Source organism: Deltaproteobacteria bacterium (genome assembly GCA_026388545.1).
Taxonomy (GTDB): domain Bacteria; phylum Desulfobacterota; class Syntrophia; order Syntrophales; family UBA2185; genus JAPLJS01.
This window is the reverse complement of the sequence record JAPLJS010000012.1, coordinates 20,118-46,008: the sequence shown is the minus strand read 5'-3', so window position 1 is coordinate 46,008 and position 25,891 is coordinate 20,118. Positions and strand designations below refer to the sequence as shown.

Below are 25,891 nucleotides of genomic sequence, written 5' to 3'. Positions count from 1 at the left end.
CTGAGCGGGACGGGATTTTTTGTTTTTCTTCTGCTCATACATCAATTGATCCGCACGGGACATAAGTTCATCAAAAGAACAGGGGTTTTCGGGATCATAGTATGCTGTGCCCATGCTTATCGAGATTTTGTAGCGTCGGGTTCCTTCATTGTTATGCGTATCAATCTGATTCTGTAACCGCGTCATCATAATCTCCGGATATATCCCGGTGGTGTCTATCGCGAGAATCGCAAATTCGTCTCCTCCCATGCGCGCGATAATGTCGGAGGATCTGAATGTTTCCCTAAGTAAACCTGCCACATCGATGAGCGCCCGGTCACCTTCTTCATGACCAAGCGTATCGTTAATCCACTTCATCCCATCAAGGTCGGCAAAAAAGAGCAACATATCGCTCTGGTTCCTGTCCGAGAATTTCAATTGCTGTTCTGCAAGGGTTAAGAAACCCCTCCTGTTGTACAACCCTGTAAGCTGGTCCGTCACCGAGATGGAACGTATTTCTTCCTCGGTCCTTTTACGGTCTGTAAGATCCATGGAATTTCCCAGGACAGCGCGTCTTCCTTCCCAGATAATGGAACTTACCATCTCCATGAGCCATTTGATTTGACCCTCTCTGGTTATTATTCTAAACTCATAGGGGGATGTGCGTTTTCCATAAAGCATTTCTATGGCATTTTTCTTGAACTGTTCCCTGTCTTCAGGATGGACAAGCTTAATCGATTCTCTTCCTATCAATTCCCCCGGAGTATACCCGGCATAGGAGGCGGCATTGGAGTTGATGAAACGAAATTTGCCGTTCTGTACAACATAAACACCGGCAAATGACTTCTCAGCCAAAACCCGGTAAAGTTCTTCGCTCTCTTGAAGCGCCTTCTCCGTCTGCTTGCGTTCAGTGATGTCCTGAATCAACCCGTCATATGCCTGGAGCTTGCCCTGCTCATCACGCCGCCGAACGAGAGTGTTTCTTACCCACCGCTCTATGCCATTCTTATGGATAATGCGGTGCTCGATGGCCGGTGTTTCTTTTCCAGCCAACACTCGCCGGGCATGATCTTCAATTGCCTTGCGATCCTCTACCGCCACCATGCGAAACCAAAGGTAAGGATCAGCGGCAAATTCTTCTTCTGTGTAGCCGGTGACAGCCAGACAACCTGCTCCATGCCGGGTCTCAACCGCATTTCCACCTTCGACGCGCACCGTATAAATGTAATCGGTGATGGCCTCCGTGATACGCCGGTAACGTCTTTCGCTCTCTATCAGCGCCTCCTCCGCACGCTTTTGGTCAGTGATGTCTTTTGAAACTACAGCCACACTTGTGATTTTTCCATCAGGACCAGGCTCCTGAACAGGGCTAAATGTACGAAGAAAATACCTGTTATCTCTCCGGCTTTGATGTTCATACTGGACAGATTTGCCGGTTGTCACAACATCTTTTATTGTATTGGTAAATATTTTTGTCTCTTCAGGCGAGTGAAATTCTCCATACGGCCTGCCGATGATATCAGCTGCCGGCAGACCCAATCGTGACAAGTGTCGACTGTTGATAAACAAATATCTGCAATTCTTGTCCACTAAATACAGGGAATCAGAAGTCGACTCTACCACGGCGCGATAGGCATCTTCGGATTGTCGTTTTGGCCGGGTGGTATTTTTCAAATGTGCTTTCCTTATTACAAGGGTTAGACAACTTATAACCTATTTTAAGTAAGAATCCTGCTATTAGCAATCGTTATTTTCTGTCGTTATCGGTTTTGCGAACCGATTGGTGTAAGTGCACAACGAAGGTGCGTGAGAGATGAGTGTAGGCCCCTCGAAGCCGGTTTACAGGGGTGGGTTTCACACCACATTAAGCTGCATTGGTATAGAGCCATTTTGGTGAACGTTCAGAAAAAGCCAGGGCAAGATCCCACCAGGCAAGAATCAAGGAGACGAACACAAGTGAACCGTTGATGACATGTCGAAAACGAAGAGACGATGTCAAAACTGAGAGGTTACACTGTCTCGGGATAAGTTCAGATAGTATCTGCTTACAGGTTGAATGGCATCCGGTATGGAGGCGGCGTAAACGTGCTTCAGGCTTTCATGTGCAACACAGGAACCTGTCTTTCCGCTTTTAGTCCCTGATATTGCCTGATCTCTGCTTTTTTAGGCTGTGAGCACTGACCAATGAGCAGTATGGGGATGGCTATAATGGCAGCCATACCAACCATGAACCATAAAACTTTCCACAATATCTTCTTTTTGTCACTCATTTTTCCTGCCGTGTTTTGTCGTAGATTAAATCAATCACCGTAATTTCCGGCGGTGATAAAAAACGGATGGGAGGCCCCCACGTGCCGGCCCCCCTGCTTACGTATAAATGCGAATCATTCGGCAATTTGAAGTACCCGGTGTGGAAAGGGAAAACGCTTCTCGTAATGAGGTTGAAAGGAAAAATCTGCCCCCCATGGGTGTGTCCGGAAAGCTGCAAATCATATGACCCGGTCGCATCACTATTCACGACAGGCTGGTGCTTGAGAAGAAGAGTGAAATACTGTCCGGGAAGTCCCGACAGCATGGTTTTTTCAGAAATCATTCCGGAAAGACCGTACTGCGCTCCGGTAGGATCGTCGACTCCGGCGATATTGAGCACTCCCGCTACGTTCAGGCCTTCCCCCCTGAGAACCACAAAGCCCGCATCCTGCATAAAAGCAACGGCCTGTCCAATACCCGCAAAGAATTCATGATTGCCGGTGATTGCGAATTTGCCGTATCGGGGATGCAGCTCCCGCAGAAGCGTTAAGGGTTCCACAAGGTTATTGAGCTGTCCATCCACGAGGTCTCCCGTTGATATCAGGATGTCGGGTTCTGCTTTTTTTATCTCTTCAACAATCCGCTGCAGGCGCTCATCTCGCACAATGAGTCCGATATGAATATCGGATATCTGCACGATCCTTATCCTGCCTGCCGCCTCGGGGATTTTGGAAGATTTGATTGTCAGCTGCTCAGTTCTGATATTCTTTGCCTCAAAATAGCCATAGGTGTTGATGCCCAGAGCAATAAGCATGGGCAGTACAAATGCGTATAAAGGCGAGAGGGTCAGATGAGAAAAATTTCTGTGGAGGATACGTCCGCCTGTGTATATCAGGAGGCGGTAGAGATCAAGAAGCAGGGACGAAGTAAAGAATAATAACAACACCCCCATCCATATATATGCCGTATACGACATAAAACGGGCCAGGGATTCGTAGCCGTATCGCTCGGCCATCCGCACGATTATGGGGGCAAGGATCATGATCACCGCAAAGATGATGATGCCTAAATTGGCGCCTGCACTGAGATGGAATGCCCCCCGTATCTTGGCGAAAAGATAAAGGTGCATTCCTCCATAGGCAAGGAAGAAGGTAATGAGGAAAAGGGTCATAGCTATCTCAAGTGACAAAACAATTTACCGTGTACTCTCTTTTTCGATGTTGCGTGGCGGCCTGTCGCCGCCGCGGCGATCTCCCTGCATTGATTTTAATTGTCTACAGGCGATTTTATTGCCGAGCTCACAGGATTTTTTGAAGCTTGTGATTGCGTTCGACCTGTCCCCGGTTGCTCGATAGGACTGCCCGAGGGATATATAAACTCTGGCAAGCGCAAAGGCAGGAGCATCCGGTTGAAGTTCGAGAGCCTTCGTCAGATCGGCAAGGGCCTTTTTATGCTGGCCGGTTCTGCTGTATGTTATCCCACGGCCGGCGTATCCCCTGGCATCATCCGGTTTGATTTCAATAGCCTTGCTGAAATCAGCGATGGCCTTGTCAATCTGCAATTTTTTGGCGTACAGTATGGCCCGCTGGCTATATGCCTTGAAATTATTTGGATCCTCAGCGATAGTCTTTGAGAAAGATTTTATTGCTTCGTCCGGTCTGTTCGTCATAACGAAACGCATTCCTTCATCAAATCGTTGACCTGTTGTAAAGGTTTTTTCCTGTTCTGTAATTTTTGCAACAATTTGCTGCCTGTTTGTTTCGTCCTTTGCTGCGGCAAGCTGCTTCTTCAGCGCATCGATTTCTTTTTGACTCTTCTCATAGGCATCCTTCATTTTCCCGTAATCTTCAGCAAGACCCTGATCCCTGATCCTCTCCGCCATGACCTCCATCCTGTCAGGGTATACCACAGCTTTAATCTTGACCCAGAATTTTATGGCATCTTCCGCCACAGTCCTTTTTTTATCCAGCACCGTTACTTCCATTATTCCCGAAGCCAGCACCTGTACCTCGTCTTCCGCAATCTGGAAGTTTTTTACCTTGGAGTAACTCTTTACATAAGTGCCGGCTTGTTCAACAGCAAGCCTCTTCGCTTGTTCCAGTGCTTTCCCTTCCGCGATAATCGGTGTTTCCCCATCACCCATGTTATAAATGCCCTCGGAGAGGATCTCCGTAGATGCGGACAAACATACAACCGGGGTGAGAAGCATAAAAACAATGGAAATGAACATAAGTTTTATTTTCATATCTATTCCTCTCTTTTTCAAGTAATACCAATTTGCCTTCAAACAATAAAGAGTGTCGGGCGAGACGACCAGCCTACGGAGCGGTAGGACAGGCATCGCGCCTATCTGTAATATTAATGAACGAAATCAAATTGGTATAAGTCACTAACGGCAAAAGAAGTTTTATTTTTTAGCTTTGTGTTGAAAATGTTCGATAATTAAAATATATTTGTCAAGATAAATTGCTTTGAAAAGTGGAATACTACTTTACTTTCAGGAGGAATTAAAAAATGGATTGGGGAATGAAGAACCGTATGTCACAACTCATTCAGGCGGATGGTCATTGTTTTTTTCTTCCCATAGACCACGGATATTTTCAAGGTCCGACGTCCTGTTTGGAAAAACCGGGGGAAACCATAGCTCCGCTTCTTCCCTATTGTGATGCCCTCTTTGTAACCAGGGGTGTATTACGCGCGGCATTGAATCCCGCGGAGAGTAAACCAATAATTCTCAGGGTATCCGGAGGCACCAGCGTTATCGGCAAAGACCTGGCAAATGAGAGTATTACAACGTCCATAGAGGAGATTATCCGCCTCAATGCTTCTGCCGTGGGCATTTCTATCTTTGTGGGAAGCGACTATGAACGTGAGTCCCTGACAAACCTATCAGGGCTTGTCAACGAATGCGAGGATTTCGGCATCCCCGTGATGGCGGTTACGGCTGTCGGCAAAGAATTGGAAAAGCGAGACGCAAGGTACCTTGCGCTGAGCTGTCGCATTGCCGCCGAACTCGGGGCGCGGGTGGTCAAAACCTACTGGTGTAAAGACTTCGACAAGGTCGTATTGCAAAAAGGCGCGATCGGTATCAATCTGGGAAGAAATGTATGGCAGAATCCCCATCCGGTGGCCATGATAAGGGCTTTGCGATCCGTCATTCATGAAAATTATACGGCGAAAGAAGCCTGGGATTTGTTTAGAACTCTTAGGCATGAAAAACAGTGACGAATTGACCATGGTTTCATGGATATCCCCCTCCCTCAATCCCTCCCACCGGGGGAGGGAAGGTGTGGTTAAACAATCCCTCCCAGCAAATAGGGAAGATGCGGTTAAACAAGCCATCCTGCCAAGGGAGGGACGCCATGGCTGAACATTAGTAAAGTGATCAGGTGGTAAAACGATGCGCGTAGCAATGTACTACAATAACAGGGACGTGAGGCTGGAAGAGATACCAGCACCTAAGATCGGCCCCGGTGAGATTCTGGTAAAGGTAATAGCAAGCGGCATCTGTGGCTCTGATGTCATGGAATGGTATCGTATTCGCAAGGCGCCGCTGGTTTTGGGCCATGAGATCACGGGAGAGATTGCCGAGATAGGGGAAGGGGTAAAACATTATAAAATCGCCGATAGGGTTTTCGTTTCCCACCATATTCCGTGCAACACCTGTCACTACTGCCTCAGGGGGTGTCACACAGCCTGTGAAACATTGCACACGACAAACTATGACCCCGGCGGTTTTGCTGAATACATCAGGGTTCCTGCGCTCAACGTGGATCGCGGCGTATTTCTCCTGCCGGATGAGCTTTCCTATGAAGACGGCGTTTTCATCGAACCCCTGGCATGCGTTGTCCGCGGGCAGAGATTGGCAAATTTGCAGCCGGGCCAATCCGTACTCATTCTGGGTAGCGGCATCTCAGGACTTCTGCATCTACTCCTGGCCCGCACCCTTGGGGCGGGAAACATTATAGCGACGGATATCAGCGAATACCGGCTGCAAATGGCGAGGGAATTTGGGGCGGATGCTGTTATTCACGCGAAAGAAGATATTCCCGCACGTGTTCGCGATATCAATAAGGGAAGGCTTGCCGATCTTGTCGTTGTCTGTGCCGGGGCGCCGGCCGCTTTCACCCAGGCTTTGAAATCCGTAGATCGCGGCGGCACTATCCTTTGTTTTGCCACAACGGAGCCCGGTGTGGATCTATCCGTCCCTATCAATGAGTTCTGGCGCAATGAAATTAAGTTGATGCCGTCATACGGCAACAGCCCCCTGGATGCGACTGTTGCAATAGAACTCATCAGATCAGGCCGCGTGCCTGTAGGAAAGATGATTACACATAGATTGCCTCTGGATAAGTCAGGTCTTGGTTTCCGGCTTGTCTCCGAAGGAGGGGATTCCCTTAAAGTGATCATTGAGCCGCAAAGATCATCGTAAGACCACTTTTTAATAAATCCCCGCCTGACACCCGGCTGCAAGAACACTCCCCAGTTCATGACACTTTGCAAGGTCGTCCTCAGTTAACTTGCCCTTGGAGATTACAGGATCATACACCATTTTAAACTTATAGCCCTGTGCAATCCGCTCGATGGCTCTCAGGGCGCCGGTGCCGTCATTGCCCGCACTGATGAAGACGACATAGGGTTTTCTGAAGACCTTATCCTGAGTAGGATAAAAAGTCCTGTCAAAAAAATCCTTGACCATACCTGACATGTAGCCGAAGTTTTCCGGTGTGCCGACTGCTAATCCGTCCGATCCTAAAAGATCATCCAAAGTAGCATCCTGAGCTCTTTTCAGGATTGTTTCCGTATTTTCAATCATCCGGGCGCCATCCGCAACAGCCCGGGCCATCTTTTCCGTGTTTCCCGTCTGAGAATGATAGATGATTAATATCCTTGACATGATATTTATGTGATCTCCTTTCTAAAGGTTGTTACACTAAGGCATGCAAAATTTTTTTATTTTATCAGCGACAATACTTGACAATATATCCTATTTAATTAATATATAAATCAAAAAGATCAATATCGATAATCCTGTAAAGGAGGAGACAACATGCCGACATACGAGTATCTCTGCAAAGCCTGCAAGAAGGAGTTTTCATTGATACAGAGTTTCAGCGAACATGAAAAGGGCAACGTTACCTGTCCGAAATGCAAAAGCAAGAAGGTAAAACAGCTTATTTCTCTTTTCATGGCCAAGACCAGCAGGAAAAGCTGACGCATTATTGCGGGCAATGGCTTAAATACCTTAGAGCAAAGGGCGGGGTATTAATGCGTCTCGAGAACCATATCCCCCGTTTTCAAATTGTCTGCCGCCTTTTTTCATGATGGCTGTAATCAGAGACTTAGAGAGGCAATCGTTATGATAAGAATAATTATTTCCATAGTATTCATTGCATTGTTCATCGTATCAGGCAGTATTGACTGTAATGCCTTTCGATGCGGCGACGGGTTTGCCAGTGTCGGAGACTCCAAGGCAAAGGTACAACTGGAGTGTGGTAAGCCAACCTCAAAGGAAAAAGCAGGCGCTAAAAAGGTCAGACGCTACAAAAAAGGCGAAAGGGACAGGGATGCAAGTCGTGAAGCCAATCGAATTGCATTTAAGGAAAAATCAAAGCCGGTTGAAAAGTGGTACTATAATTGCGGCGACAACGATTTTATTTACATTCTTACTTTTGAGGGAGGCACTCTTAAAAGTGAAGAGACCGGGGGTTACGGCAAGGGCAAGTCTGATTGCAAGGGGAAATAGATGAGCTTTTCGAAGTAAGTGAGGTGGAACCTATGGATGCCATGAAAGCAATTCTTTCAAGAAGAAGCATTCGTCGATACACAAAAGAACCGGTGCCTGACAGTGTAGTGAAAGAAATATTGGAAGCTGCCATGAGCGCCCCATCGGCAGGTAACGAACAGCCGTGGCATTTTGTTATTATTACTGATCGGGAAATCCTTGATGCAATTCCAAAATTTCATCCGTATTCCCAGCCTCTCACGATGGCCTCTGTAGCAATTCTCGTCTGTGGAGATTTAACGTTAGAAATACATAAGGATTTCTGGATACAGGATTGTTCCGCAGCGATAGAAAATATCCTGATTGCCGTTCAGGCAAAAGAATTGGGAGCGGTCTGGCTCGGTATCTACCCGAGAACAGAACGTGTTTTAGGTATGCAAAAACTCCTCAGACTTCCTGATCATGTAATGCCACTCGCCGTTATTCCCATCGGCCATCCGGCAGAAGATAAACCTCCGGCAGATCGATTTGACACTTCAAGAATTCACTACAATAGGTGGTCATGATGAACTTCGACGGATCTCCTCTTTAGGGAATAATTCCCCAAAGGAAGGGGAATACTTCCTCAACGGAGAAGGAATATGCTGTCGGGGCATTTTGATAACCTATTATTATTACAGGCGATTTTATTTTTTTCATTGTGGAACAGATCTTGCTAAATTATAAAGAAAACAAAACGAAAGGAGGTGAAATGAATGAAGAAACTGATGTCAATTATTATTTCTATTCTCTTTGCACTTTCTGTGACAGGTCTCTGCTTCGCGCAGGCACCGGCAGCACCGAAGGAAGAGAAGAAGGTTGAAGAGAAGGCTGAGAAGAAGGCCGAGAAGAAAAAGGTAAAGAAGGTAAAGAAGGCTAAGAAGGCTAAGAAGGAAGTAAAGGAAGACGTGAAGAAGGAAGATGTGAAGAAGGAAGACGTGAAGAAATAAGCAGCTTCATCTTCATTTCTGTATAAGGAATTATTCAAAAGGGGCTCTGAGAAATCAAGAGCCCCTTTTGATTTTCTGAAAAGATAAGATGCCGATTTACAATTTCCCCCTATTCCTCATATTCCCTGACAAGCTGCGGTAATGTACATAAATCGAGTTGCTGCGCGGCTTCCATTCCCGCTCGCAAAGCCTGGAGATTTAAATCCTCTGTTCCTCTAGGAACCCGTGCCATCAACGCATCTTCTATACTTTTCATAGTGACAGTCTGACACAAATGACCAAAAGCTCCCAGCGCCACCATGTTAGATGCCACCGCGTTGCCTATTTTCTGTCGTGCAATTCGTGTAAAGGGAAGAGCGGCAACCCTGCCTGTAGGTACTTTTTTTACAAAGGTCGTATCCACGATCAATAAACCGGTTGGTTCAAGATCCAGAAAATATTTATCGCAGGATGCCTGATTCATTGCCAGAAGAAGAGCTGGACGCGAAGATTTCGGATAATCAATTTCTTTACTGCTTATCACAACATCTGCCTTGCAGGTTCCTCCTCTGGCTTCCGGTCCATAACTCTGGGTCTGGCAGACGTACCTGCCGTCGTAAACCCCTGCCGCCTCAGCAAGGACAATTGCCGCCATGATTATCCCCTGGCCACCGGAGCCGCAAAACCGTATCTCGTTACGATAATCTCTCCCACTCATCATATCTCAAACCTCTCGTATGTTTTCATTCTTATACAGGCATAGTATTCGTGCTCACCAGCATTACGGGAATCACTTTTTTAAAGATGCCTTAGCCCGTTCACGAACCGTTTGATATTTTTCCACGTAAGATGGTTTCGCAGAGTCGGTAAGGGCACCAATAGTAAAGTGACCTTCCAATGCCTCATCTGTCATCTGTTTTGCTTTTTTCACGGGCACGACATGATCCCGCAGCCATTTCATCATCTTGACAGGACTCCCCATCATATTTCGTCTCCCAAACTGGACATGACAATGTGAGAGAACCTCTATAACACTGAAACCTTTTCGGAGGATGGATTTCTCGATCAGTTTATCCAGAAGCTGCGCATGAAATGTTGTTCCGCGACCGACGAACGATGCTCCGGCAGTCGTCGCTAATTCCGAAATCGAAAAAGTATTTTCTATGTGTCCGTAAGGTGTTGTGGTTGTAAAACTCCCGTGCGGGGTTGTGGGGGATTGCTGACCCCCCGTCATACCGTAGATATGGTTGTTTATAATAATTGCCGTCAAATCCATATTTCGCCGTGCGGCATGGATAAAGTGATTGCCTCCGATTGCCGTCGCATCACCATCCCCCATAATGACAATAACTTTCAGTGCATTATTGGCCAATTTTATACCGGTAGCAAAGGTCAGAGCGCGCCCGTGGGTAGTGTGAAGGGTATCAAAATCCGCATATACGGTCATGCGACCTGAACATCCAATACCCGATACCAGCACAATTTCATCCTTCTTCAAACCTGATCGATCGATGGCCCGAATCAGCGCACCCAGTACGATGCCATTTCCACACCCGGGACACCATATGTGGGGGAACTTCTTGTCATGGCGAAGATATTTGTGCGTTAATCTGGTTATTTCTTCCGGCATTCGTCTCTCGTTACATCTTTATTAGCTGGCCATAAATTTCTTCAGGGGTAATCAATTGGCCATCGATACGGTTATATGTGTCCACCCGTGCATCTGTTTGATTAACCCGCTTTACTTCCCTGCTGATCTGTCCCATGTTCATTTCAGGGACCAGTACCACTCGGCACCGTCGGAGAACGTCCTCAACGTAATGTCGAGGGAATGGAAACAGGGTAACAAGCTGTAAAAGCCCCACACGGATGCCCAGTTGGCGCGCCTCCATGACTGCCTGGCGGGAAGAACGAGCCACGGAACCATAAGCAATTATGGCCAATTCTGCATCATCCATCATAAAGAGGTTGACCTTCTGAATATCATGAAATCCTTGGGTAATCTTACGAAATAAGCGCCTTGTCAATGCACCTATCTCATCGGACCTCTGCGTGGGGAAACCACGAACGTCATGTGCGAGACCTGTCACATGGTAATGATAACCCTCTCCAAAAACAGCCATCGGCGGCACACCCGTTATGTTATCCTCATAGGGGATATACCATTCCGGGGGCATTGCAGGCTTGATTCGGTCAATGATTTCAATTTCATCAGGAGAAGGCAACGTGACGGTTTCCCGGGTATGAGCAACTACTTCATCTGAAAGGATGATAACGGGAACACGATATTTCTCCGACAAATTAAATGCATGGACAGTAATTTCGAAGGAATCACGCACTGTTGAAACAGCCAGAACAATGATGGGGTGATCACCGTGAGTTCCCCAGCGAGCCTGCATTACATCTCCCTGAGCGGGGTGCGTGGGAAGTCCTGTACTGGGACCGCCGCGCATAACATTAACTACAACGCAGGGAACTTCGGTCATACACGCAAATCCGATGTTTTCCTGCATCAGGGAAAAACCGGGACCGCTCGTTGCCGTCATACTCTTGACTCCGGCCAATGATGCGCCGACAACGGCGCCCATACTGGCAATCTCGTCTTCCATTTGAATAAACGTGCCATCCATCTGCGGCAAACGGACGGACATTCGTTCACTGATTTCTGAAGCAGGGGTAATGGGGTAACCGGCAAAGAATCGACACCCCGCCGCCAGGGCTCCCTCAACGATGGCTTCATTACCCTGTAAAAGCCGTATTTTCTTTTTAGACGCCACTCGGCTCATGGCTTGGTACTCCCGGCGCCGGATTTACGCTCCTTTATCGCAATTGCAAAATCCGGGCAGTGAAATTCGCAAAAGCGGCATCCGGTGCAATCATCAGGGCGTTCAACCACAGGCGTACCCATATCGTTGCAGCCGATAACGTTTTTTGGACAGAACTCACTGCAGATGCCGCACGACTTGCACCAAGCGCTGATGATAACAGGATCATAATGTTTTTTGCGGTTTTGCGATTTTCCTTTGGCAGGAGTCCCGGATTCGGCTGTCACCGTTCCATCTCTTACTTCCGGTTCGGTTATTTTCTGAATATCGGTCACTGCACCTTCCATTGGTGGCTATGATATGTACGGCTTGATTTAAACTGCGTTATAGAGGTCGGGAATCAATAATAAAGACAAACAGAAATCTTGAGCCCAAGGTAATCTTAAATAATGTTCGCGCTAATAGCATGACAGTGGTATTCAGTCAAGGTCGTTTTTGTCCAACCACAATTGACTTGTCATTTTAGTAATTATCTATATACATTTATGTAAACACCATTTTGACTTTTGAAAACAGACCAAACAGTTCTCATGAAGTAAACTTTGCAGTGAGGTTAATCAGATGAACAGTCGAGCACCAACGGAACGAGGGAAGCCTCCCGGCTCGGGCCGGCAAGGTATCATCAAAACACCATCTTCACCGGAAAGCTATCGCACAATTACCTTCGACGGAAGTTATCCAGTTCCAAAAAATCTGCTCAACACACTGAAATACCAATATCTCCGTCGTGAGCTCTGGATGCCGCTGGAGAATCGTGAAGGAAGGATTACCGTAATCGTAGATGATCCCGGGAATATTTTGAAACGGGATATGATCGAAAACCTTTTAAAAACAAAGGCAATAGATTACTGTTTGGCCTCAAAGGCAGATATTCTGAGGTTCATCGATCACTTCTATGGTATCGACGACACCGGGGAGTCCCCTTCTTCCAATAGGACTACTGATACCACCGGGGATGGCGATGGTTCGAAAGAGGAACAACTTGCCGTCGACGAGTCGGACAGCAACATCGTCAATCTTGTCAATGATCTGATCCAAGAGGCCTATGTCCGGCGAGCATCGGACATCCATATCGAGCCGGATATTAAAGACCGCGTGGTCAATGTGCGGTTCCGTATAGATGGTGAATGTATACCCTACAAAACGCTCCCCTACGACTACCGGTCACCCATTGTATCCCGGATCAAAATAATGTCGAACCTGGATATTACCGAGCGAAGGCTTCCCCAGGACGGGAAGATCAAGTACAGCCGGCCTGGTGTGGAGGAGATGGAACTTCGCGTTGCCACACTTCCTACTCATGGGTATGTGGAAGATGTGGTTCTTCGGATCCTGACACGCGGGAAAATCATGATCCTGGATGAACTCCAGATGGAAAAGGATACCCATGACCGATTCAAAGCCCTCTTAAAAAAGCCCTATGGTTTGATCCTGATAGTGGGTCCAACGGGTTCCGGCAAGACCACCACCGCCCATGCGGCCCTCCACCTGATCAACAGACCCAACACGAAGATATGGACAGCGGAAGACCCCGTAGAAATTACACAGCAGGGTATACGCCAGGTTCAGGTACACCATAAAATCGGCCTGGATTTCAGCAGCGCCATGCGGGCCTTCCTGCGGGCCGACCCGGATGTGATTATGGTAGGAGAGATGCGGGACTATGAAACTGCGAAGATGGGTATAGAGGCCTCCACAACAGGCCATCTCGTGTTGAGCACGCTTCATACCAATAACGCTCCGGAGACGATCGTCCGGCTTCTGGATATAGGGATAGACCCGTTCGCCTTTGCCGATTCGCTCCTGTGTGTCCTGGCACAGCGGCTGGTGCGATGTCTGTGCACATACTGCAAGGAAGCTTACCGTCCGGAAAAAGAGGAGTTTGATGAGTTGGTGCGCCACTATGGTGAAAAACCTTTCTCAGGCATTAACGTCACCTATAATAATGATTTTACGCTGTATCGGGCTATGGGTTGTCCGGAATGCAACGGTACCGGCTACCGGGGAAGGACCGGTATTTTTGAGCTGCTTACAGCTACGGACTCAATCAAGCAGATGATCATCACCCGGAAATCTATCGCAGCCATAAGGAAAAGCGCCATGGCCGAGGGGATGCATACCCTGCTGCAGGGCGGTATCCTGAAAGTGCTGAGGGGAGAGACAGATTTTATAGAAGTTCTGAGCGTTTGTATACGTTAAGAACACCCACCATAATAGACAGACTCTCCGTCTGTATGATTGGAAAGCCTTTGAAAATGTACGCCTGATGTCATTGCGAGGAGCGACGCGACGTGGCAATCTTATTATTTATCAATTGCTTATAAGATTTCTCCTTGCAGTCGAAATGACAAAGTGGAAGTTTTTCAAAGCTCTCACGCTATGAAAATCCAATAGTAGGACAGGCGTCTCACCTGTCTTCATAAGAAAGATGATGCTGAAAAAAAATTTAAAAAATGCTGCAAATATACTGAATAATGCCTATGCGATTCTGATTTCTGCCGGAGCGGGGATTGGTATTGATTCAGGACTGCCGGACTTCAGAGGCAATGAAGGATTCTGGAGGGCTTATCCTCCTCTAGCGAAGTTAGGTAAATCCTTTGTGGAGATGGCAAATCCTGAATGGTTTTACCGCAACCCCAAACTGGCATGGGCATTTTACGGACACCGTCTCAACCTTTACCGGAGTACCTTACCTCACACCGGTTATGCACAATTGCTCGACATTGCGCGACAGAAACCGGGGGGATATTTTGTCTTTACATCCAACGTGGACGGACAGTTTCAGAAGGCCGGATACGACGATAGCCGGATCGAAGAGTGTCATGGCTCCATTCATCATTTTCAGTGCGTTCAGCAATGCAGCGATGACATATGGGAGGGGAGTGAATTTACGGTTACCATTGACGAAGAAGTTTTTGAGGCCATGGAACCTCTTCCCCTCTGTAGAAACTGCGGCGGGACGGCCCGGCCCAATATCCTGATGTTCGGTGACTGGTCGTGGAATGCACAGCGAACAGATATTCAGAGGGACAGACTCCGCAGATGGCTCCAGGAAGTTTCTGCCCAAAGGTTACCTGTTGCGATTGTTGAGATCGGCGCAGGGAACGCCGTTGCAACGGTTCGTAATTTATCAGAACAGGTGGCGACAAATCATAACGCCACTTTGATACGAATAAATCCCCGTGATTACGCGGTTCCCCATGAAAGGCATATATCCTTACCGTTAGGCGCAGCGGAAGCAGTAAAAGCTATTACTGAGATTATGGAAGGGAAATTATGATCTCCCTGTTTAAACGATATCCACTCCTTGCTTTTCGATTACTCCGGCTTACTTTCGGTAAATTCCCGACGCCGGTGGAGAAGCTTTCGGGTCTCTGCCGCCGTTTAGGCAGAGATAACCTGTACATCAAGCGCGATGACCTAAGCAGCCTCACCTATGGCGGCAATAAGGTAAGAAAGTTGGAGTTTCTGCTGGCGGATGCGCTGAAGCGTGGTGCAGTGAGGGTCATTACATCGGGCGGAGCCGGGTCGAATCATGCCCTTGCTACAGCGCTCTATGGGAAGCAAGTAGGGTTGAAAGCCGTGCTCCTGCTTTATAATCAGCCTAATGCCCAATCAATTCGGGACAATCTGCTTATGAATCTTTACAATGGCGCCGAGATCTTTCACCATGACACCTACCAGGAGCATCTGCAAGCACTTGAGGAGACAGTACGGCGCTACGAGGCGGCTGACGGTAGGGCGCCCTATATCATACCGCTCGGCGGTTCTTCACCGATAGGAACGATTGGTTACGTCAATGCCGGCTTTGAACTGGCCGAACAGATCGACGCAGGTATACTTCCCCTCCCTTCCCGGATATACCTTGCCCTGGGGACCATGGGAACGGCCGCCGGATTGCTGCTTGGATTAAAGGCCGCCGGGATCAGGACGCATGTACATGCCGTGCGCGTTGTACCTGACTATGTGGCAGATATGGATAAGTGCCGCATTCTGTTTCGCCAAACCAACGAGCTCCTTCAGAAACTGGACCCATCGTTCCCCTTGTATACACTAGGGCCTGAGGAACTTACGATTTACCAAGAATACTTCGGCGAAAAATATGGCCTGTATACAGCAGAGGCCTTGGCCACTGCGTTGCTTCTCCGGGAAAGCGATGGAATCATCCTCGACGGCACCTATACGGGGAAGGCATGCGCTGCTTTTGTTGCAGATGCGCGCAGCGGCAGCGACGAACCCATACTTTTCTGGAATACAAAAAACTCCCTGCCATTCCCGCCTGAGGCGCTCGCGGCAGACTACTGCCTCCTGCCTGTGTCATTCCATCGCTACTTCACCGACCCGGTGCAGCCGCTCGATAAAAAACTGTAATGCCATTTTTAATTGTAATGGCAAATGTCATGATCTTTGGTTTTTTCATTGTTTCAAAGTCTTTATACGGGAGATTATTCAATTCATCGTATGAGTCCGTCCGTCGGTTGAAACATATCAGAATTAAGTAAGATACACCTCGAATTCAAAAAATCATCTGTTAACCAGACTAAAATACAAAAAAGATATGGAATCATTTCCCAATACTATGTATTCTAAAAGATATTAAATCCAACCTTATAACCTTTTGAGGGAGATATGGTTAAAGATATACTTTTAAAAGTTGGACAAAAAATAGACAGAGAAAAGTTAGAAAAGCAGGGATGGTTTTTGTTAATGCATTTGCCTAACGGTAATGAAGTATTTAGTCGCTATGATATAAAGATAATTTGGGATCCGCAGCAAGAAGAAGTTGTGCATTTATTCACAACCACAGATACTTACAGGCTGTCTAAAAAAATTTAAATCTGAAATAAAATTCGTCTTGAAAGCATAAAATTGTGACGAATTGCGGCGGTACGATAAGAAGTGACGGAAGCGATCTTTTTTATGCAGGGAGTATCGGGAGAAACCGGTCTACCCGAATCATAATTTGTTGCCCGTCCCGCGCGAGCGCAGGACGGGCAATTATTATCACTACGGCATTTGGGCCTTGATGAACTCCCTGTTCAGCTTGGCGATGAATGCAACCTTGATTCCTTTCGGACATGCGGCCTGGCATTCATAATGGTTCGTGCAGTTGCCGAAACCTTCCTTGATCATTTGTTCCGTCATCAGACATACACGTCGCGCGGCCTCTGCCCGACCCTGGGGAAGCATCGCAAGCTGCGTGACCTTCGCGGCGGTAAACAGCATCGCCGACCCGTTGGGACACGCTGCGACGCAGGCTCCGCATCCGATACATTCTGCTGCGTCCATAGCCACATCGGCATCGCCTTTGGGTATGAGTATCGCACTTGCCTCGGCAGCTCCCCCGGTATGGGCAGATGTATAGCCGCCTGCCTGAATGATGCGATCCAGGGCGCTGCGGTCAACGATCAGGTCTTTTACAAGAGGGAATGCCTTGGCCCTCCAGGGTTCTATATAGATGGTGTCGCCATCCTTGAACTGCCTCATGTGGAGCTGACAGACCGTGGTCTTCTCCTGGGGTCCGTGAGGGACACCGTTGATGACCTGTGAACATACCCCGCAAATCGCTTCGCGGCAATCATGGTCAAAGGCTATCGGCTCCTTGCCCTCTTTGATCAGATGTTCGTTGACTTCATCGAGCATCTCGAGGAATGACATATCGGGGCTGACGTCCTTTGCAAGGTGCTGTTCAAGCTTTCCTGCATCCTTTGGGCCCTTCTGGCGCCATACAAAAAGTGTTAGATTCATTATTTGTAACTCCTTTCCACCAACTTCAGCGTTTCGAATGAGAGTGGTTCTTTGTGCAATTCGGGCTTCTGGCCAACACCTTTGAATTCCCATGCTGCAACATAGCAGTAATCCTTGTCATTGCGTATTGCTTCGCCTTCCGCAGTCTGGTGCTCGACGCGGAAGTGTGCGCCGCACGACTCGTCGCGGTTCAGGGCGTCGTAACCAAGAAGTTCTCCGAATTCGATGGAGTCGGCAACGCGGTTCGCATCTTCAAGCTGCTGGTTCAGTTCATTCCCGCTGCCGGGGACGATTACGTTATTCCAAAATTCTTCCCGTATCTTGGGTATCAATTCGATAGCCTTCTTGCAGCTTTGCTCGCTCCGGGCCATGCCAAGCTGTTCCCACATGACATTACCGAGCTCGCGGTGTAACTCGTGCACGGTCTTCTTGCCTTTAATGGAGAGAAGCTTCTTGTTGGTCGCTGCTGTTTCCTCTATGGATTTCTTGAATTCGGGATGGTCCTCTTTCACCTTGCCGGGCTTCGTCGCATTGAGATAGCCGCATATGGTGAAGGGTATGACAAAATAGCCGTCCGCCAGTCCCTGCATGAGCGCGCTTGCGCCGAGGCGGTTTGCGCCATGGTCGGAGAAGTTTGCCTCGCCGAGTACGAACAGGCCCGGGAGGTTGCTCATGAGGTTGTAATCCACCCACAGACCGCCCATGGCATAATGGGGCGCCGGATAGATGCGCATCGGTACTTTATAGCCATCTTCACCCATTATCTTCAGGTACATATCAAAGAGGTTGCCATAGCGCTCGACGATCACCTGTTTTCCAAGGCGTTTCATGGAATCGGCAAAATCGAGGTTAACCCCGTAGCCTGTCGGACCCACTCCGCGGCCGTCGTCGCACGCCTCTTTGGCGGCGCGGGAGGAAATGTCGCGGGGCGCCAGGTTGCCGTAGCTCGGATACTTGCGCTCAAGGTAATAATCCCTCTCGCCTTCAGGTATATCATTAGCCGGACGCTTCTCGCCCTTTTTCAAGGGGACCCAGATACGGCCGTCGTTGCGTAACGCCTCGGACATGAGGGTAAGCTTCGACTGGTGCGTTCCCGTTACGGGGATACAGGTCGGGTGAATCTGCGTATAACAGGGGTTCGCGAAGAAGGCGCCCTTCTTGTGTGCACGCCATGCTGCTGTGACGCTGGCGCCCATGGCCATTGTGGACAGATTGAATACCCTAATATAGCCGCCGGTGCAGAGAAGGACGGCATCGCCGGCATGGCAGCGGATTTCTCCTGTTATGAGATCGCGTATCGTGATGCCCTTTGCCTCGCCGTCAACAACGATAAGGTCCTGCATTTCGGTGCGCGGGAAGATCTTTACAGTCCCGAGTTTAACCTGGCGCATAAGCGCCGAATAAGCGCCGAGGAGCAACTGCTGGCCCGTCTGCCCTCTCGCATAGAAGGTACGGGAGACCTGTGCGCCGCCGAAGGAGCGGTTATCGAGGTAGCCTGCATAATCCCTCGCAAAAGGAACGCCCTGGGCTACGCACTGATCGATGATATTGTTGCTGACCGTGGCGAGACGATACACGTTTGCCTCGCGGGCCCTGAAGTCGCCGCCCTTGATGGTGTCTAAGAAGAGGCGATAGATGCTGTCATTGTCGTTCTGGTAACACTTGGCTGCGTTGATTCCACCCTGGGCTGCGATACTATGGGCGCGCCGGGGGCTGTCCTGATAACAAAAAGACTCGACGTTATACCCGAGCTCTCCAAGGGAAGCAGCAGCGGAGGCGCCGGCAAGTCCGGTGCCGACGACGAGAATTTTATATTTCCGTTTATTGTTTGGATTCACCATTTTCATATCCTGGCGATGCTTATCCCACTTTTCCGGAAGTGGACCCGATGGACATTTTCCGTCAATTATCACGATTCATCCCCCCTATCCTATATATTTTAATATGCCTAATACGACCGCAACCGGAATTGACACATACCCAAGAAACAGGATAAATGCGATTCCTCCCCCGGTCTTTTCAACGACAGGAATCGATGCGTCGCTATTCAGTCCGAAGGTCTGCACGAAGCTCTGTATTCCGTGGTACAAATGAAGAAAAACAGCAATCAATGCGGCGATATAACCGCCTGCTATAAGAACATTTTGAAAGCTGAGCACTATCATCCTGAATACATCGTCGCGCCCAAGGTCATCTTCGAACTGTGATATATCCGGATTGGTTACCTTCATGGCAAAATGAAGGATGTGATAAATGAGAAAAGCAGCTATCACGAGCCCTGTCCAGATCATTGTCTTGCCTGCGAATGTCGCACGGAGGCTCTTTTTCACCTTGTATGCCTGTGGCCTCGCAGCCCAGTTCTCCAGGGTAAGCGTAATGCCGAAAAAGATATGAACAGCAAACAAAATTACCATGCCGATACGGGCTGCCCATACCAACGGCGGCACACTATGCAGATGTTGGCCGTAAGCGTTGATCAAATTGAAGTAAATAAAAGAATTGCCAAGAAGATGAACGCACAGGAATAATATGAGTAAAAAACCTGTGATTGCCATTAAAATCTTCTTGCCTACTGTACTACTTAGAAATCCCATCTTTATACCTCCTCTCTTGATAATATGATAAAATAACCTTTCGGTTTGTGATGTATATAGAAGGGGTTATCCTGTCTGTCAAGTTATTTTTGACAGGAATTTCTTCCGGCTCTATGAAGTATAGGGAGAAATATTCTTGTATATCGAGGGTATGCAACTACCAAATATAAGGTATTGTTCATTATCCCCGACATCGTATACCTGTTTTCCCCATTGACACGCACCCCCTTTTTATGCTTAGACCGCATGGAGAGAATTCTTGTAGGGTTCAAGTGATATATTCCTCTCAATCCCTCTTTTTAAACGGGGGAGTTGTGGGGAGGGAAACGAGGATATGCAGGATAAGAGGGAAACAAAACAGGGGGCTTTGCGGGCGAAGTGCGTAGAGGAGTTGGTCCGCAAGAGAGGATTAGACGAGATAGAGGCGCTTGTAATCGACAGTCGCCTGCTTACGCTGATAACAATTATCTCCACGGGTTTAGGCGATGATGTAAACCTGAACATCGTGCCCGGTGATCGGTGGAAATACAATGCAGAGACAAACGAAATACTATTCCCCGTCGAATTGCTTTTAACCTCTTCTCCGGAAGAGATTATAGGATTTTCCGCTCACGAAGCAGGACACAGGCAGATATCCCGCCATAATTTGAGAAAAGCAGTGTTTAAACGCTTCTTCTCCAGCGAATCTACGAGGCTGCTTTTAAATGCCTTTGAGGATAGCCGGGTTGACAACTGGCTGATCGGCGCCTTCAAGGGGATAAAACATTACCTGGATATAACCTATGACGATTTGCTCCCCCAGGATTTAAATACATCAACGTATGTAGGGCACCTGCGGGGTGAAATAGCCGAACAGGCGAATACCACGTGTCATCCCTTTCTCTTGTATCTCAATTTAGAATATCTGTTGGGCATGCGATATTACTGGCGATATGGCCGCTTGCCTTCCCAGATAATGAATCCTGAAGTAATTGTTGCATTGGAGCGGACGTATAAGGATTTTGATGCAATTTTCCATCATTATCCTGCCGGGCGCGTCTCGGAACAAGAGAGAATGAAATTCGCTGAAGAAGCCGCCCTGATGGTCAGGGATACAATTCTCCCCGAGTATGAAAATTTAGTCAGGATAACAATAGAAAAATTAGCTGAAGAGATAAAAAATAATCAGATCCAGATAAAACAGAAAAAATGCGCCCAGGAGGATTTAAGCCCTGGTGAGCTGGAGGAAGAGGCCAGGAAGCTCCTGGAACTGAACGCAAAGGAGCTGGCGAATAGATTTTCCCCAAAGACGGAAAAACAGATTACGAGAAAAAGTGATGGATACAGAAAGGGCGTTTCTGAAGAAAAAGAGACACTTGTAGAAGGGGGGGAATCTCACGAGGAGAGGAAATCAGAGCCTCTGCCTGCGGAGACGCTCCGGGACCTCATCAAAAAGCAGCGCATCATTAACCGGGAGCAGGACGCGAAGATAAGCGAATATGAGAGGGTCTATAAGCTCATCTCGAATTTAGTCCAGGCATTAAGCGGGGTCCTGGAAAATCACTTCTCAAAAAATAAAAGACCGACGTTTAAGGGCTATTTCCCCTCAGGCCAGAAGCCGGATTTACGAAGGGCAATGGAGCTTTCCCGAAAATTGAGCGAGGGTATTCCCGTCCAGGAGAAGGATTTACGGGTATTCTTGAAGAGAAGGCTTCCCTCCCAGAGAGATCACAAGATAGTCCTGGCTCTGGATGAATCCGCCTCTATGGAAGAACCCAAGAGAACATCGGCCCTGGCGGGCCTTTTAGTCTTTATGGAGGCGTTGGATCATATCGGCATCGATTATGCGGTAATCGGATTTTCCGATAGCCCGGTCATGCACAAAGAGTTTGGCAGGAAGCTGACTCCCCCTGACCGGAGATTGTTATTCGAAGAGGTGTCCATGTACATACCGGGAGGTTCAACCGCTGATGCGGATACCCTTCAGTTAGCTACGAATATATTAAAAGATCAGCCGGAGGATTCATCACGATGGATCATTATGGTGACTGATGGAGAGGGAAACGTGAATACAACAGGAAAGACTTTTTTTCAGCTTCAGAAAGAAGCTTTAGATCAAAAGATTGAGGTACTGGGAGTGGGATTAGGCGAAGAAGTAACCGAGGTTATAAAACGTTATAAGAGCGGTATACAAATAGACAAAGTAGAAGAACTGCCCTCCGTACTTTCCGGCATATTGGAGGAAAGACTGGTTCATCAGGACGTATTTTGGCAAAGTTTTTTGACGCCGCACCATGAAGGCAGAAGCGGCGGGGAATTGCCGACACTTGCTCTTCCTCAGGATTTGTCTGAACTCCTGGCGGGTATCTACCTTCATCAAAAGCAGAATATCCCTACCTTCAATGTGAGACACTTGAAGAGGGCTTCGGAGTTGTTGGGGTTTTTATTAAGCAGGGGTTATCCTGAAAAAGAGGGGTTCGGGAGGAGCCTGAAATATGCCTTTATCGACCCCCAGGAGCAACCGTACAGGGTAAGGGAGCTTATCCTGGAAAAACTTACGGATATCCAGAGGATATTCCCTGACTTTACCCCTCAGGATGTGCCTCAAGACTTCCTCCCCGCGTCTTCCCATGCAGCGGTCCCCGTGGCATCAATCCCTCATGATCTGGCTCCTTTACTGGATATTGTGATGAAGCACAACTCACATCCGGAGCTTGAGAAAGCCCTCTCATTATTGAAGGAGCTTGTCAGTTCCTCTGATATTGCGTTTGTGTGTATTCCCGGATTGGAGGCGTGTTTCCGGGTCATCCACGATGAACTCATAAAAGAAATAACCTTAGAGGAATTGGAGAAAAAATTAGAGGATAAAAGCTGGGCTGTCAGGCAGCCCGCAGCCTTAGCCCTGGGACGGGTCTACCGCGCACTTATCAAACAGGGAAAAGACGCAGACCTGGGTGCTTTGGAGAAAGGATTGAATGATGAAGATCCCACGGTATGCCGGGCCGCGGCTCAGGCCTTAAGCCGGATATGGTATCAAAATTATCGCAAGGGGAAAGTATCGCTAGCGGAATTAGAGCATAGACTGGATGACACAAACTGGGCCCTCCGCCAGGCCGCAGCGCGGGCCTTAGGTAAGATCTATCCGGCGCTGGTCAAACAGGGAATAGATGTAAACCTGAGCAAACTGGAAGAGGGATTGTGGAATAAAAACTGGTTTGTCCGTCAGGCCGAAGCCGAATCCCTGGGCCAGATCTATCCTGCACTCATCAAGCAGGGGATTGAAGTGGATGTAAGCAGATTGGAAGATAAATTGAAGGATAAAAACATACTCGTCCGTCAGACCGCAGCCCTTGCCCTGGGTCAAACCTATCCCCCCCTTATCAAACGGGGGAAAGAGGTAAGCTTAAGTGTACTGGAAGAACGGTTGGACGATGATGACTGGTCTGTCCGCCAGGCCGCATCTCAGGCACTGGGCCGGATCTGGTTTCACCGCTATTACCAGGGGAAGATGGACTTAAAAGATATAGAAGAAAAACTTGAAGACATAAGCTGGTCCGTCCGCCAGGCCGCATGCCAGACGTTGGGCCAGATATACCCTGTCCTTATCAAAAGGGGAAAAAGTGTAAACTTAAAAAAACTGGAAGAGAGGTTATGGGACGCGGATGTGGACAGGTCCGTATGCCAGGCCGCAGCCCAGGCCCTGGGCCGGATATGGCCCCACAGTTACAACCGGAGGAAGATAACCTTTAAGGCATTGGAAGAACGGTTAAAGGATGAAAACTGGTTTGTCCACCAGGCAGCAGCCCTGGCTTTAGTGCAGATCCATCATACGCTTTTCCAACAGGGGAATGATGCTGATTTAAGCAAACTGGAAAGGAGATTAAAGGATAAGATCTGGTCAGTCCGTCAGGTCGCCGCACGGGCTTCAATAAAAATCTTTTCGGATTTAATATCGAGCAATGAAAAAGAATTCAGCAAGGTTTTATCCTCTTTCAATGCGATGCTGGGCGAACCGATGGCAAATACCCTCTCCGGTACACATTCCAGCCAGGTTCAGGTTGATGAAAAGTTGTTAACCGTGGGGAATCTTCTTTTGGACAGGACATCACAGAGCACTGAGATCCCTGCCTGCGTGATGACGGCCTCCGGCTATCATATTATAGAGACGTTAAGTATCGGCTATTTATTGAAACACGCTATCCTGCTCCTGGGCCCTACCTCAACAGGGAAGAGTTTCTTAATTAAATGGCTGGCCAAGGTATTGGGCTACGAGCACCTCTCGTATTCCATCAATCCGTATACCTCCAAGTTTGAGATAATCGGTGGTATTAAACCGGATAGCGAAGGAAGATTCGTCTGGCAGGATGGGATTCTTTTGAATGCGGCGCGAGAGGGTTTGTGGCTGGCTCTCGAAGAAATAAACCTGGCGTCTTCCGAAGTTGTTGAGATATTGAATGACTATCTGATTACGGGAAAGATATCATATTCGGCAAACGGGGAGCAAAAGGAATTGTATCCCCATCCGGACTTCAGGCTCTTTGCCACCGGAAACCCTGAAAGTTACAGCCAGAGACAGAAACTCTCGGAGGTTTTTTTATCACGGTTTAAAATCCTCTATCAAAAAGAGCTCTCCGAGGAAGAACTGTCCCAGATATTAAGTTCCTTATTCGAAATTTCTTCTTCTTTGGCCCTTCCGATCGCGAGATTCCACACCACCTTACAGAATCAGGCGGATAGCCGCATTATCGGCAGGGCGGAAAAAGACCCGTTTACCTTTACCCTCAGAGATATCATCAGGCTGGGCAAGAGATTAGAACCGATCCTCGCAACAGGGCCGGCAGATGATGAGTTCCTGAAAAAGTTCTTCCTGGAGTTCTTCAGCATCTATATAGGCAGGCTGAGGGATGAATCCGAAAGAGAAGCGGTGGTAAGCTTATTGGATACTCATTTTGGTTTCAGAGCGAAGGGCCTGGATCTGGAAGCGGTGCTCATGTCTTCTTCTGAAGACCTGAAATCCCTGCTTGGGACCGTAATATCCTCAAAAGGGGATGAATTTATTCCCCGACATGACGCGGACATTATACCCACCCCAACACAGAGGACGACCCTCTATCTGATCCTGAAAGCCCTCATACACAGTGAGCCGGTTCTTGTGGTAGGAAATCCCGCCTCCGGAAAGACTACCCTTATCAGATATTTAGCCAGGCAAAAGGAGACCAACCTCTATTATGTCAACCTCTCCTCCGATACAGGCATGGAAGAACTCCTGGGCGGTTATACGCAAGATAAGAAGGGGAAATGGCGTTACAGGAAGGGGCTTCTGTTTTCGGCAATGGAGGAGGGGAGCTGGCTATTGATCGATGAAGCGAATCTGTCTCCCTTATCCGAATACGTAAACAGCCTCCTCGACTTTGGCTATGTAATTGATGGAGAGGAAAATATCTGCTATGCCCATCCTAATTTCAGGATATTCCTGGCGATAAATCCGCCTTCTGTGCATCAATCAAGAAATCTGCTTTCCCCCGCCCTGAGGTCACGATTTACCGAGGTCTGGGTTGAAGAGTTAACCAATCTGGGAGAGCTGGCCGGTCTGATAGATACCTGGAGTAACGCTCCTGCGACAGCCCCCGGAGCACGCAAACAGACAAAGGGTAAAAAACGTAAGGGCCGTGATGAAAAAATTCCTGAGGATAAAAAGGAAGTAAAAAAAGTCGAACAAAAGGAGTTTGCATCCTTCAAGCGATATACCCACTTTTCGACGTGACGGGAAACCAATCTGCTCAATGGTAGGACAGGCGTCCCGTCTGTCTGTAATAGTCCTCC

The 25,891-nt window shown here is 48.1% G+C and carries 23 protein-coding genes; 11 read left to right on the top strand and 12 right to left on the bottom strand.

Annotation, left to right across the window (positions count from 1 at the left end; all coding sequences use genetic code 11):
* The 4 genes from NTW12_00795 to NTW12_00780 form a co-directional block, all read right to left on the bottom strand.
* The coding region (locus NTW12_00795) for a PAS domain S-box protein (protein ID MCX5844892.1) at positions 1–1,653 on the bottom strand (1,653 nt) is incomplete at its 3' end.
* 416 nt (positions 1,654–2,069) lie between these two features.
* Positions 2,070–2,249, bottom strand: a complete 180-nt coding sequence (locus tag NTW12_00790; GenBank protein MCX5844891.1) for a hypothetical protein — start codon at positions 2,247–2,249, stop codon at positions 2,070–2,072.
* Entirely contained in the window at positions 2,246–3,400 is a 1,155-nt protein-coding gene (locus NTW12_00785; protein ID MCX5844890.1) for a metallophosphoesterase, read from the bottom strand. The genes NTW12_00790 and NTW12_00785 overlap by 4 nt, the downstream gene beginning before the upstream one ends.
* Positions 3,401–3,424: 24 nt before the next feature.
* Complete coding sequence (locus tag NTW12_00780) at positions 3,425–4,474, bottom strand: tetratricopeptide repeat protein (GenBank protein MCX5844889.1); 1,050 nt, start codon at positions 4,472–4,474, stop codon at positions 3,425–3,427.
* 269 nt (positions 4,475–4,743) lie between these two features.
* On the opposite strand from NTW12_00780, the gene NTW12_00775 reads away from it, so the two are divergent.
* On the top strand, positions 4,744–5,454 hold the full coding sequence (locus tag NTW12_00775) for a 3-hydroxy-5-phosphonooxypentane-2,4-dione thiolase LsrF (GenBank protein ID MCX5844888.1): 711 nt from the start codon (positions 4,744–4,746) through the stop codon (positions 5,452–5,454).
* 175 nt (positions 5,455–5,629) lie between these two features.
* Positions 5,630–6,661 carry a zinc-dependent dehydrogenase gene (locus NTW12_00770; GenBank protein ID MCX5844887.1) on the top strand — a complete coding sequence of 344 codons (1,032 nt, stop codon included), beginning with the start codon at positions 5,630–5,632 and terminating at the stop codon, positions 6,659–6,661.
* Between the two features lie 9 nt (positions 6,662–6,670).
* Here NTW12_00770 and NTW12_00765 read toward each other — a convergent pair whose 3' ends face one another.
* On the bottom strand, positions 6,671–7,126 hold the full coding sequence (locus NTW12_00765) for an NAD(P)H-dependent oxidoreductase (protein MCX5844886.1): 456 nt from the start codon (positions 7,124–7,126) through the stop codon (positions 6,671–6,673).
* Positions 7,127–7,279: 153 nt separating this feature from the next.
* Between NTW12_00765 and NTW12_00760 the strand changes: the two genes are divergently transcribed.
* The 4 genes from NTW12_00760 to NTW12_00745 all read left to right on the top strand — a co-directional run bounded on the left by NTW12_00760 (position 7,280) and on the right by NTW12_00745 (position 8,943).
* On the top strand, positions 7,280–7,444 hold the full coding sequence (locus NTW12_00760) for a zinc ribbon domain-containing protein (protein MCX5844885.1): 165 nt from the start codon (positions 7,280–7,282) through the stop codon (positions 7,442–7,444).
* A gap of 144 nt (positions 7,445–7,588) precedes the next feature.
* Positions 7,589–7,975: a DUF2845 domain-containing protein gene (locus tag NTW12_00755; GenBank protein ID MCX5844884.1), complete on the top strand. Its 387-nt coding sequence runs from the start codon at positions 7,589–7,591 to the stop codon at positions 7,973–7,975.
* Positions 7,976–8,016: 41 nt separating this feature from the next.
* Positions 8,017–8,520, top strand: coding sequence for a nitroreductase family protein (locus NTW12_00750; protein MCX5844883.1), 504 nt, complete (start codon positions 8,017–8,019; stop codon positions 8,518–8,520).
* Positions 8,521–8,709: 189 nt separating this feature from the next.
* Positions 8,710–8,943, top strand: a complete 234-nt coding sequence (locus tag NTW12_00745; GenBank protein ID MCX5844882.1) for a hypothetical protein — start codon at positions 8,710–8,712, stop codon at positions 8,941–8,943.
* 109 nt (positions 8,944–9,052) lie between these two features.
* On the opposite strand, the gene NTW12_00740 is transcribed toward NTW12_00745, so the two are convergent.
* The 4 genes from NTW12_00740 to NTW12_00725 all read right to left on the bottom strand — a co-directional run bounded on the left by NTW12_00740 (position 9,053) and on the right by NTW12_00725 (position 12,022).
* Positions 9,053–9,643, bottom strand: a complete 591-nt coding sequence (locus NTW12_00740) for a 2-oxoacid:acceptor oxidoreductase family protein (GenBank protein MCX5844881.1) — start codon at positions 9,641–9,643, stop codon at positions 9,053–9,055.
* A gap of 69 nt (positions 9,644–9,712) precedes the next feature.
* Positions 9,713–10,552, bottom strand: a complete 840-nt coding sequence (locus NTW12_00735; protein ID MCX5844880.1) for a 2-oxoacid:ferredoxin oxidoreductase subunit beta — start codon at positions 10,550–10,552, stop codon at positions 9,713–9,715.
* Between the two features lie 10 nt (positions 10,553–10,562).
* On the bottom strand, positions 10,563–11,708 hold the full coding sequence (locus NTW12_00730; GenBank protein ID MCX5844879.1) for a 2-oxoacid:acceptor oxidoreductase subunit alpha: 1,146 nt from the start codon (positions 11,706–11,708) through the stop codon (positions 10,563–10,565).
* Complete coding sequence (locus NTW12_00725; GenBank protein MCX5844878.1) at positions 11,705–12,022, bottom strand: 4Fe-4S binding protein; 318 nt, start codon at positions 12,020–12,022, stop codon at positions 11,705–11,707. The genes NTW12_00730 and NTW12_00725 overlap by 4 nt, the downstream gene beginning before the upstream one ends.
* Positions 12,023–12,308: 286 nt before the next feature.
* On the opposite strand from NTW12_00725, the gene NTW12_00720 reads away from it, so the two are divergent.
* The 4 genes from NTW12_00720 to NTW12_00705 all read left to right on the top strand — a co-directional run bounded on the left by NTW12_00720 (position 12,309) and on the right by NTW12_00705 (position 16,583).
* The gene (locus NTW12_00720; GenBank protein ID MCX5844877.1) at positions 12,309–13,946 is read left to right on the top strand and encodes a GspE/PulE family protein; all 1,638 of its coding nucleotides are present in this window, start codon (positions 12,309–12,311) and stop codon (positions 13,944–13,946) included.
* A gap of 229 nt (positions 13,947–14,175) precedes the next feature.
* Positions 14,176–15,027, top strand: a complete 852-nt coding sequence (locus NTW12_00715; protein ID MCX5844876.1) for an NAD-dependent deacetylase — start codon at positions 14,176–14,178, stop codon at positions 15,025–15,027.
* Complete coding sequence (locus NTW12_00710; protein MCX5844875.1) at positions 15,024–16,118, top strand: pyridoxal-phosphate dependent enzyme; 1,095 nt, start codon at positions 15,024–15,026, stop codon at positions 16,116–16,118. The genes NTW12_00715 and NTW12_00710 overlap by 4 nt, the downstream gene beginning before the upstream one ends.
* 258 nt (positions 16,119–16,376) lie before the next feature.
* Entirely contained in the window at positions 16,377–16,583 is a 207-nt protein-coding gene (locus NTW12_00705; protein MCX5844874.1) for a hypothetical protein, read from the top strand.
* Between the two features lie 171 nt (positions 16,584–16,754).
* Here the strand turns inward: NTW12_00705 and NTW12_00700 are convergent, their stop codons facing one another.
* From NTW12_00700 to NTW12_00690, 3 genes are read right to left on the bottom strand one after another with little or no spacing between them, the layout of a single operon-like run.
* On the bottom strand, positions 16,755–17,495 hold the full coding sequence (locus NTW12_00700) for a succinate dehydrogenase/fumarate reductase iron-sulfur subunit (GenBank protein MCX5844873.1): 741 nt from the start codon (positions 17,493–17,495) through the stop codon (positions 16,755–16,757).
* Complete coding sequence (locus tag NTW12_00695; GenBank protein MCX5844872.1) at positions 17,495–19,408, bottom strand: fumarate reductase/succinate dehydrogenase flavoprotein subunit; 1,914 nt, start codon at positions 19,406–19,408, stop codon at positions 17,495–17,497. Before NTW12_00695 ends, NTW12_00700 begins: the two co-directional genes overlap by 1 nt.
* A gap of 12 nt (positions 19,409–19,420) precedes the next feature.
* Entirely contained in the window at positions 19,421–20,089 is a 669-nt protein-coding gene (locus tag NTW12_00690; protein ID MCX5844871.1) for a succinate dehydrogenase cytochrome b subunit, read from the bottom strand.
* Positions 20,090–20,423: 334 nt separating this feature from the next.
* Between NTW12_00690 and NTW12_00685 the strand changes: the two genes are divergently transcribed.
* Positions 20,424–25,832: an AAA family ATPase gene (locus NTW12_00685; GenBank protein MCX5844870.1), complete on the top strand. Its 5,409-nt coding sequence runs from the start codon at positions 20,424–20,426 to the stop codon at positions 25,830–25,832.
* Positions 25,833–25,891 lie beyond the last annotated feature (59 nt).

Coding starts and splice junctions, on each gene's coding strand:
- NTW12_00790 (MCX5844891.1), bottom strand. CDS start 2,249: ATGAGTGACAAAAAGAAGATATTGTGGAAAGTTTTATGGTTCATGGTT.
- NTW12_00785 (MCX5844890.1), bottom strand. CDS start 3,400: ATGACCCTTTTCCTCATTACCTTCTTCCTTGCCTATGGAGGAATGCAC.
- NTW12_00780 (MCX5844889.1), bottom strand. CDS start 4,474: ATGAAAATAAAACTTATGTTCATTTCCATTGTTTTTATGCTTCTCACC.
- NTW12_00775 (MCX5844888.1), top strand. CDS start 4,744: ATGGATTGGGGAATGAAGAACCGTATGTCACAACTCATTCAGGCGGAT.
- NTW12_00770 (MCX5844887.1), top strand. CDS start 5,630: ATGCGCGTAGCAATGTACTACAATAACAGGGACGTGAGGCTGGAAGAG.
- NTW12_00765 (MCX5844886.1), bottom strand. CDS start 7,126: ATGTCAAGGATATTAATCATCTATCATTCTCAGACGGGAAACACGGAA.
- NTW12_00760 (MCX5844885.1), top strand. CDS start 7,280: ATGCCGACATACGAGTATCTCTGCAAAGCCTGCAAGAAGGAGTTTTCA.
- NTW12_00755 (MCX5844884.1), top strand. CDS start 7,589: ATGATAAGAATAATTATTTCCATAGTATTCATTGCATTGTTCATCGTA.
- NTW12_00750 (MCX5844883.1), top strand. CDS start 8,017: ATGAAAGCAATTCTTTCAAGAAGAAGCATTCGTCGATACACAAAAGAA.
- NTW12_00745 (MCX5844882.1), top strand. CDS start 8,710: ATGAAGAAACTGATGTCAATTATTATTTCTATTCTCTTTGCACTTTCT.
- NTW12_00740 (MCX5844881.1), bottom strand. CDS start 9,643: ATGATGAGTGGGAGAGATTATCGTAACGAGATACGGTTTTGCGGCTCC.
- NTW12_00735 (MCX5844880.1), bottom strand. CDS start 10,552: ATGCCGGAAGAAATAACCAGATTAACGCACAAATATCTTCGCCATGAC.
- NTW12_00730 (MCX5844879.1), bottom strand. CDS start 11,708: ATGAGCCGAGTGGCGTCTAAAAAGAAAATACGGCTTTTACAGGGTAAT.
- NTW12_00720 (MCX5844877.1), top strand. CDS start 12,309: ATGAACAGTCGAGCACCAACGGAACGAGGGAAGCCTCCCGGCTCGGGC.
- NTW12_00715 (MCX5844876.1), top strand. CDS start 14,176: ATGATGCTGAAAAAAAATTTAAAAAATGCTGCAAATATACTGAATAAT.
- NTW12_00710 (MCX5844875.1), top strand. CDS start 15,024: ATGATCTCCCTGTTTAAACGATATCCACTCCTTGCTTTTCGATTACTC.
- NTW12_00705 (MCX5844874.1), top strand. CDS start 16,377: ATGGTTAAAGATATACTTTTAAAAGTTGGACAAAAAATAGACAGAGAA.
- NTW12_00700 (MCX5844873.1), bottom strand. CDS start 17,495: ATGAATCTAACACTTTTTGTATGGCGCCAGAAGGGCCCAAAGGATGCA.
- NTW12_00690 (MCX5844871.1), bottom strand. CDS start 20,089: ATGGGATTTCTAAGTAGTACAGTAGGCAAGAAGATTTTAATGGCAATC.
- NTW12_00685 (MCX5844870.1), top strand. CDS start 20,424: ATGCAGGATAAGAGGGAAACAAAACAGGGGGCTTTGCGGGCGAAGTGC.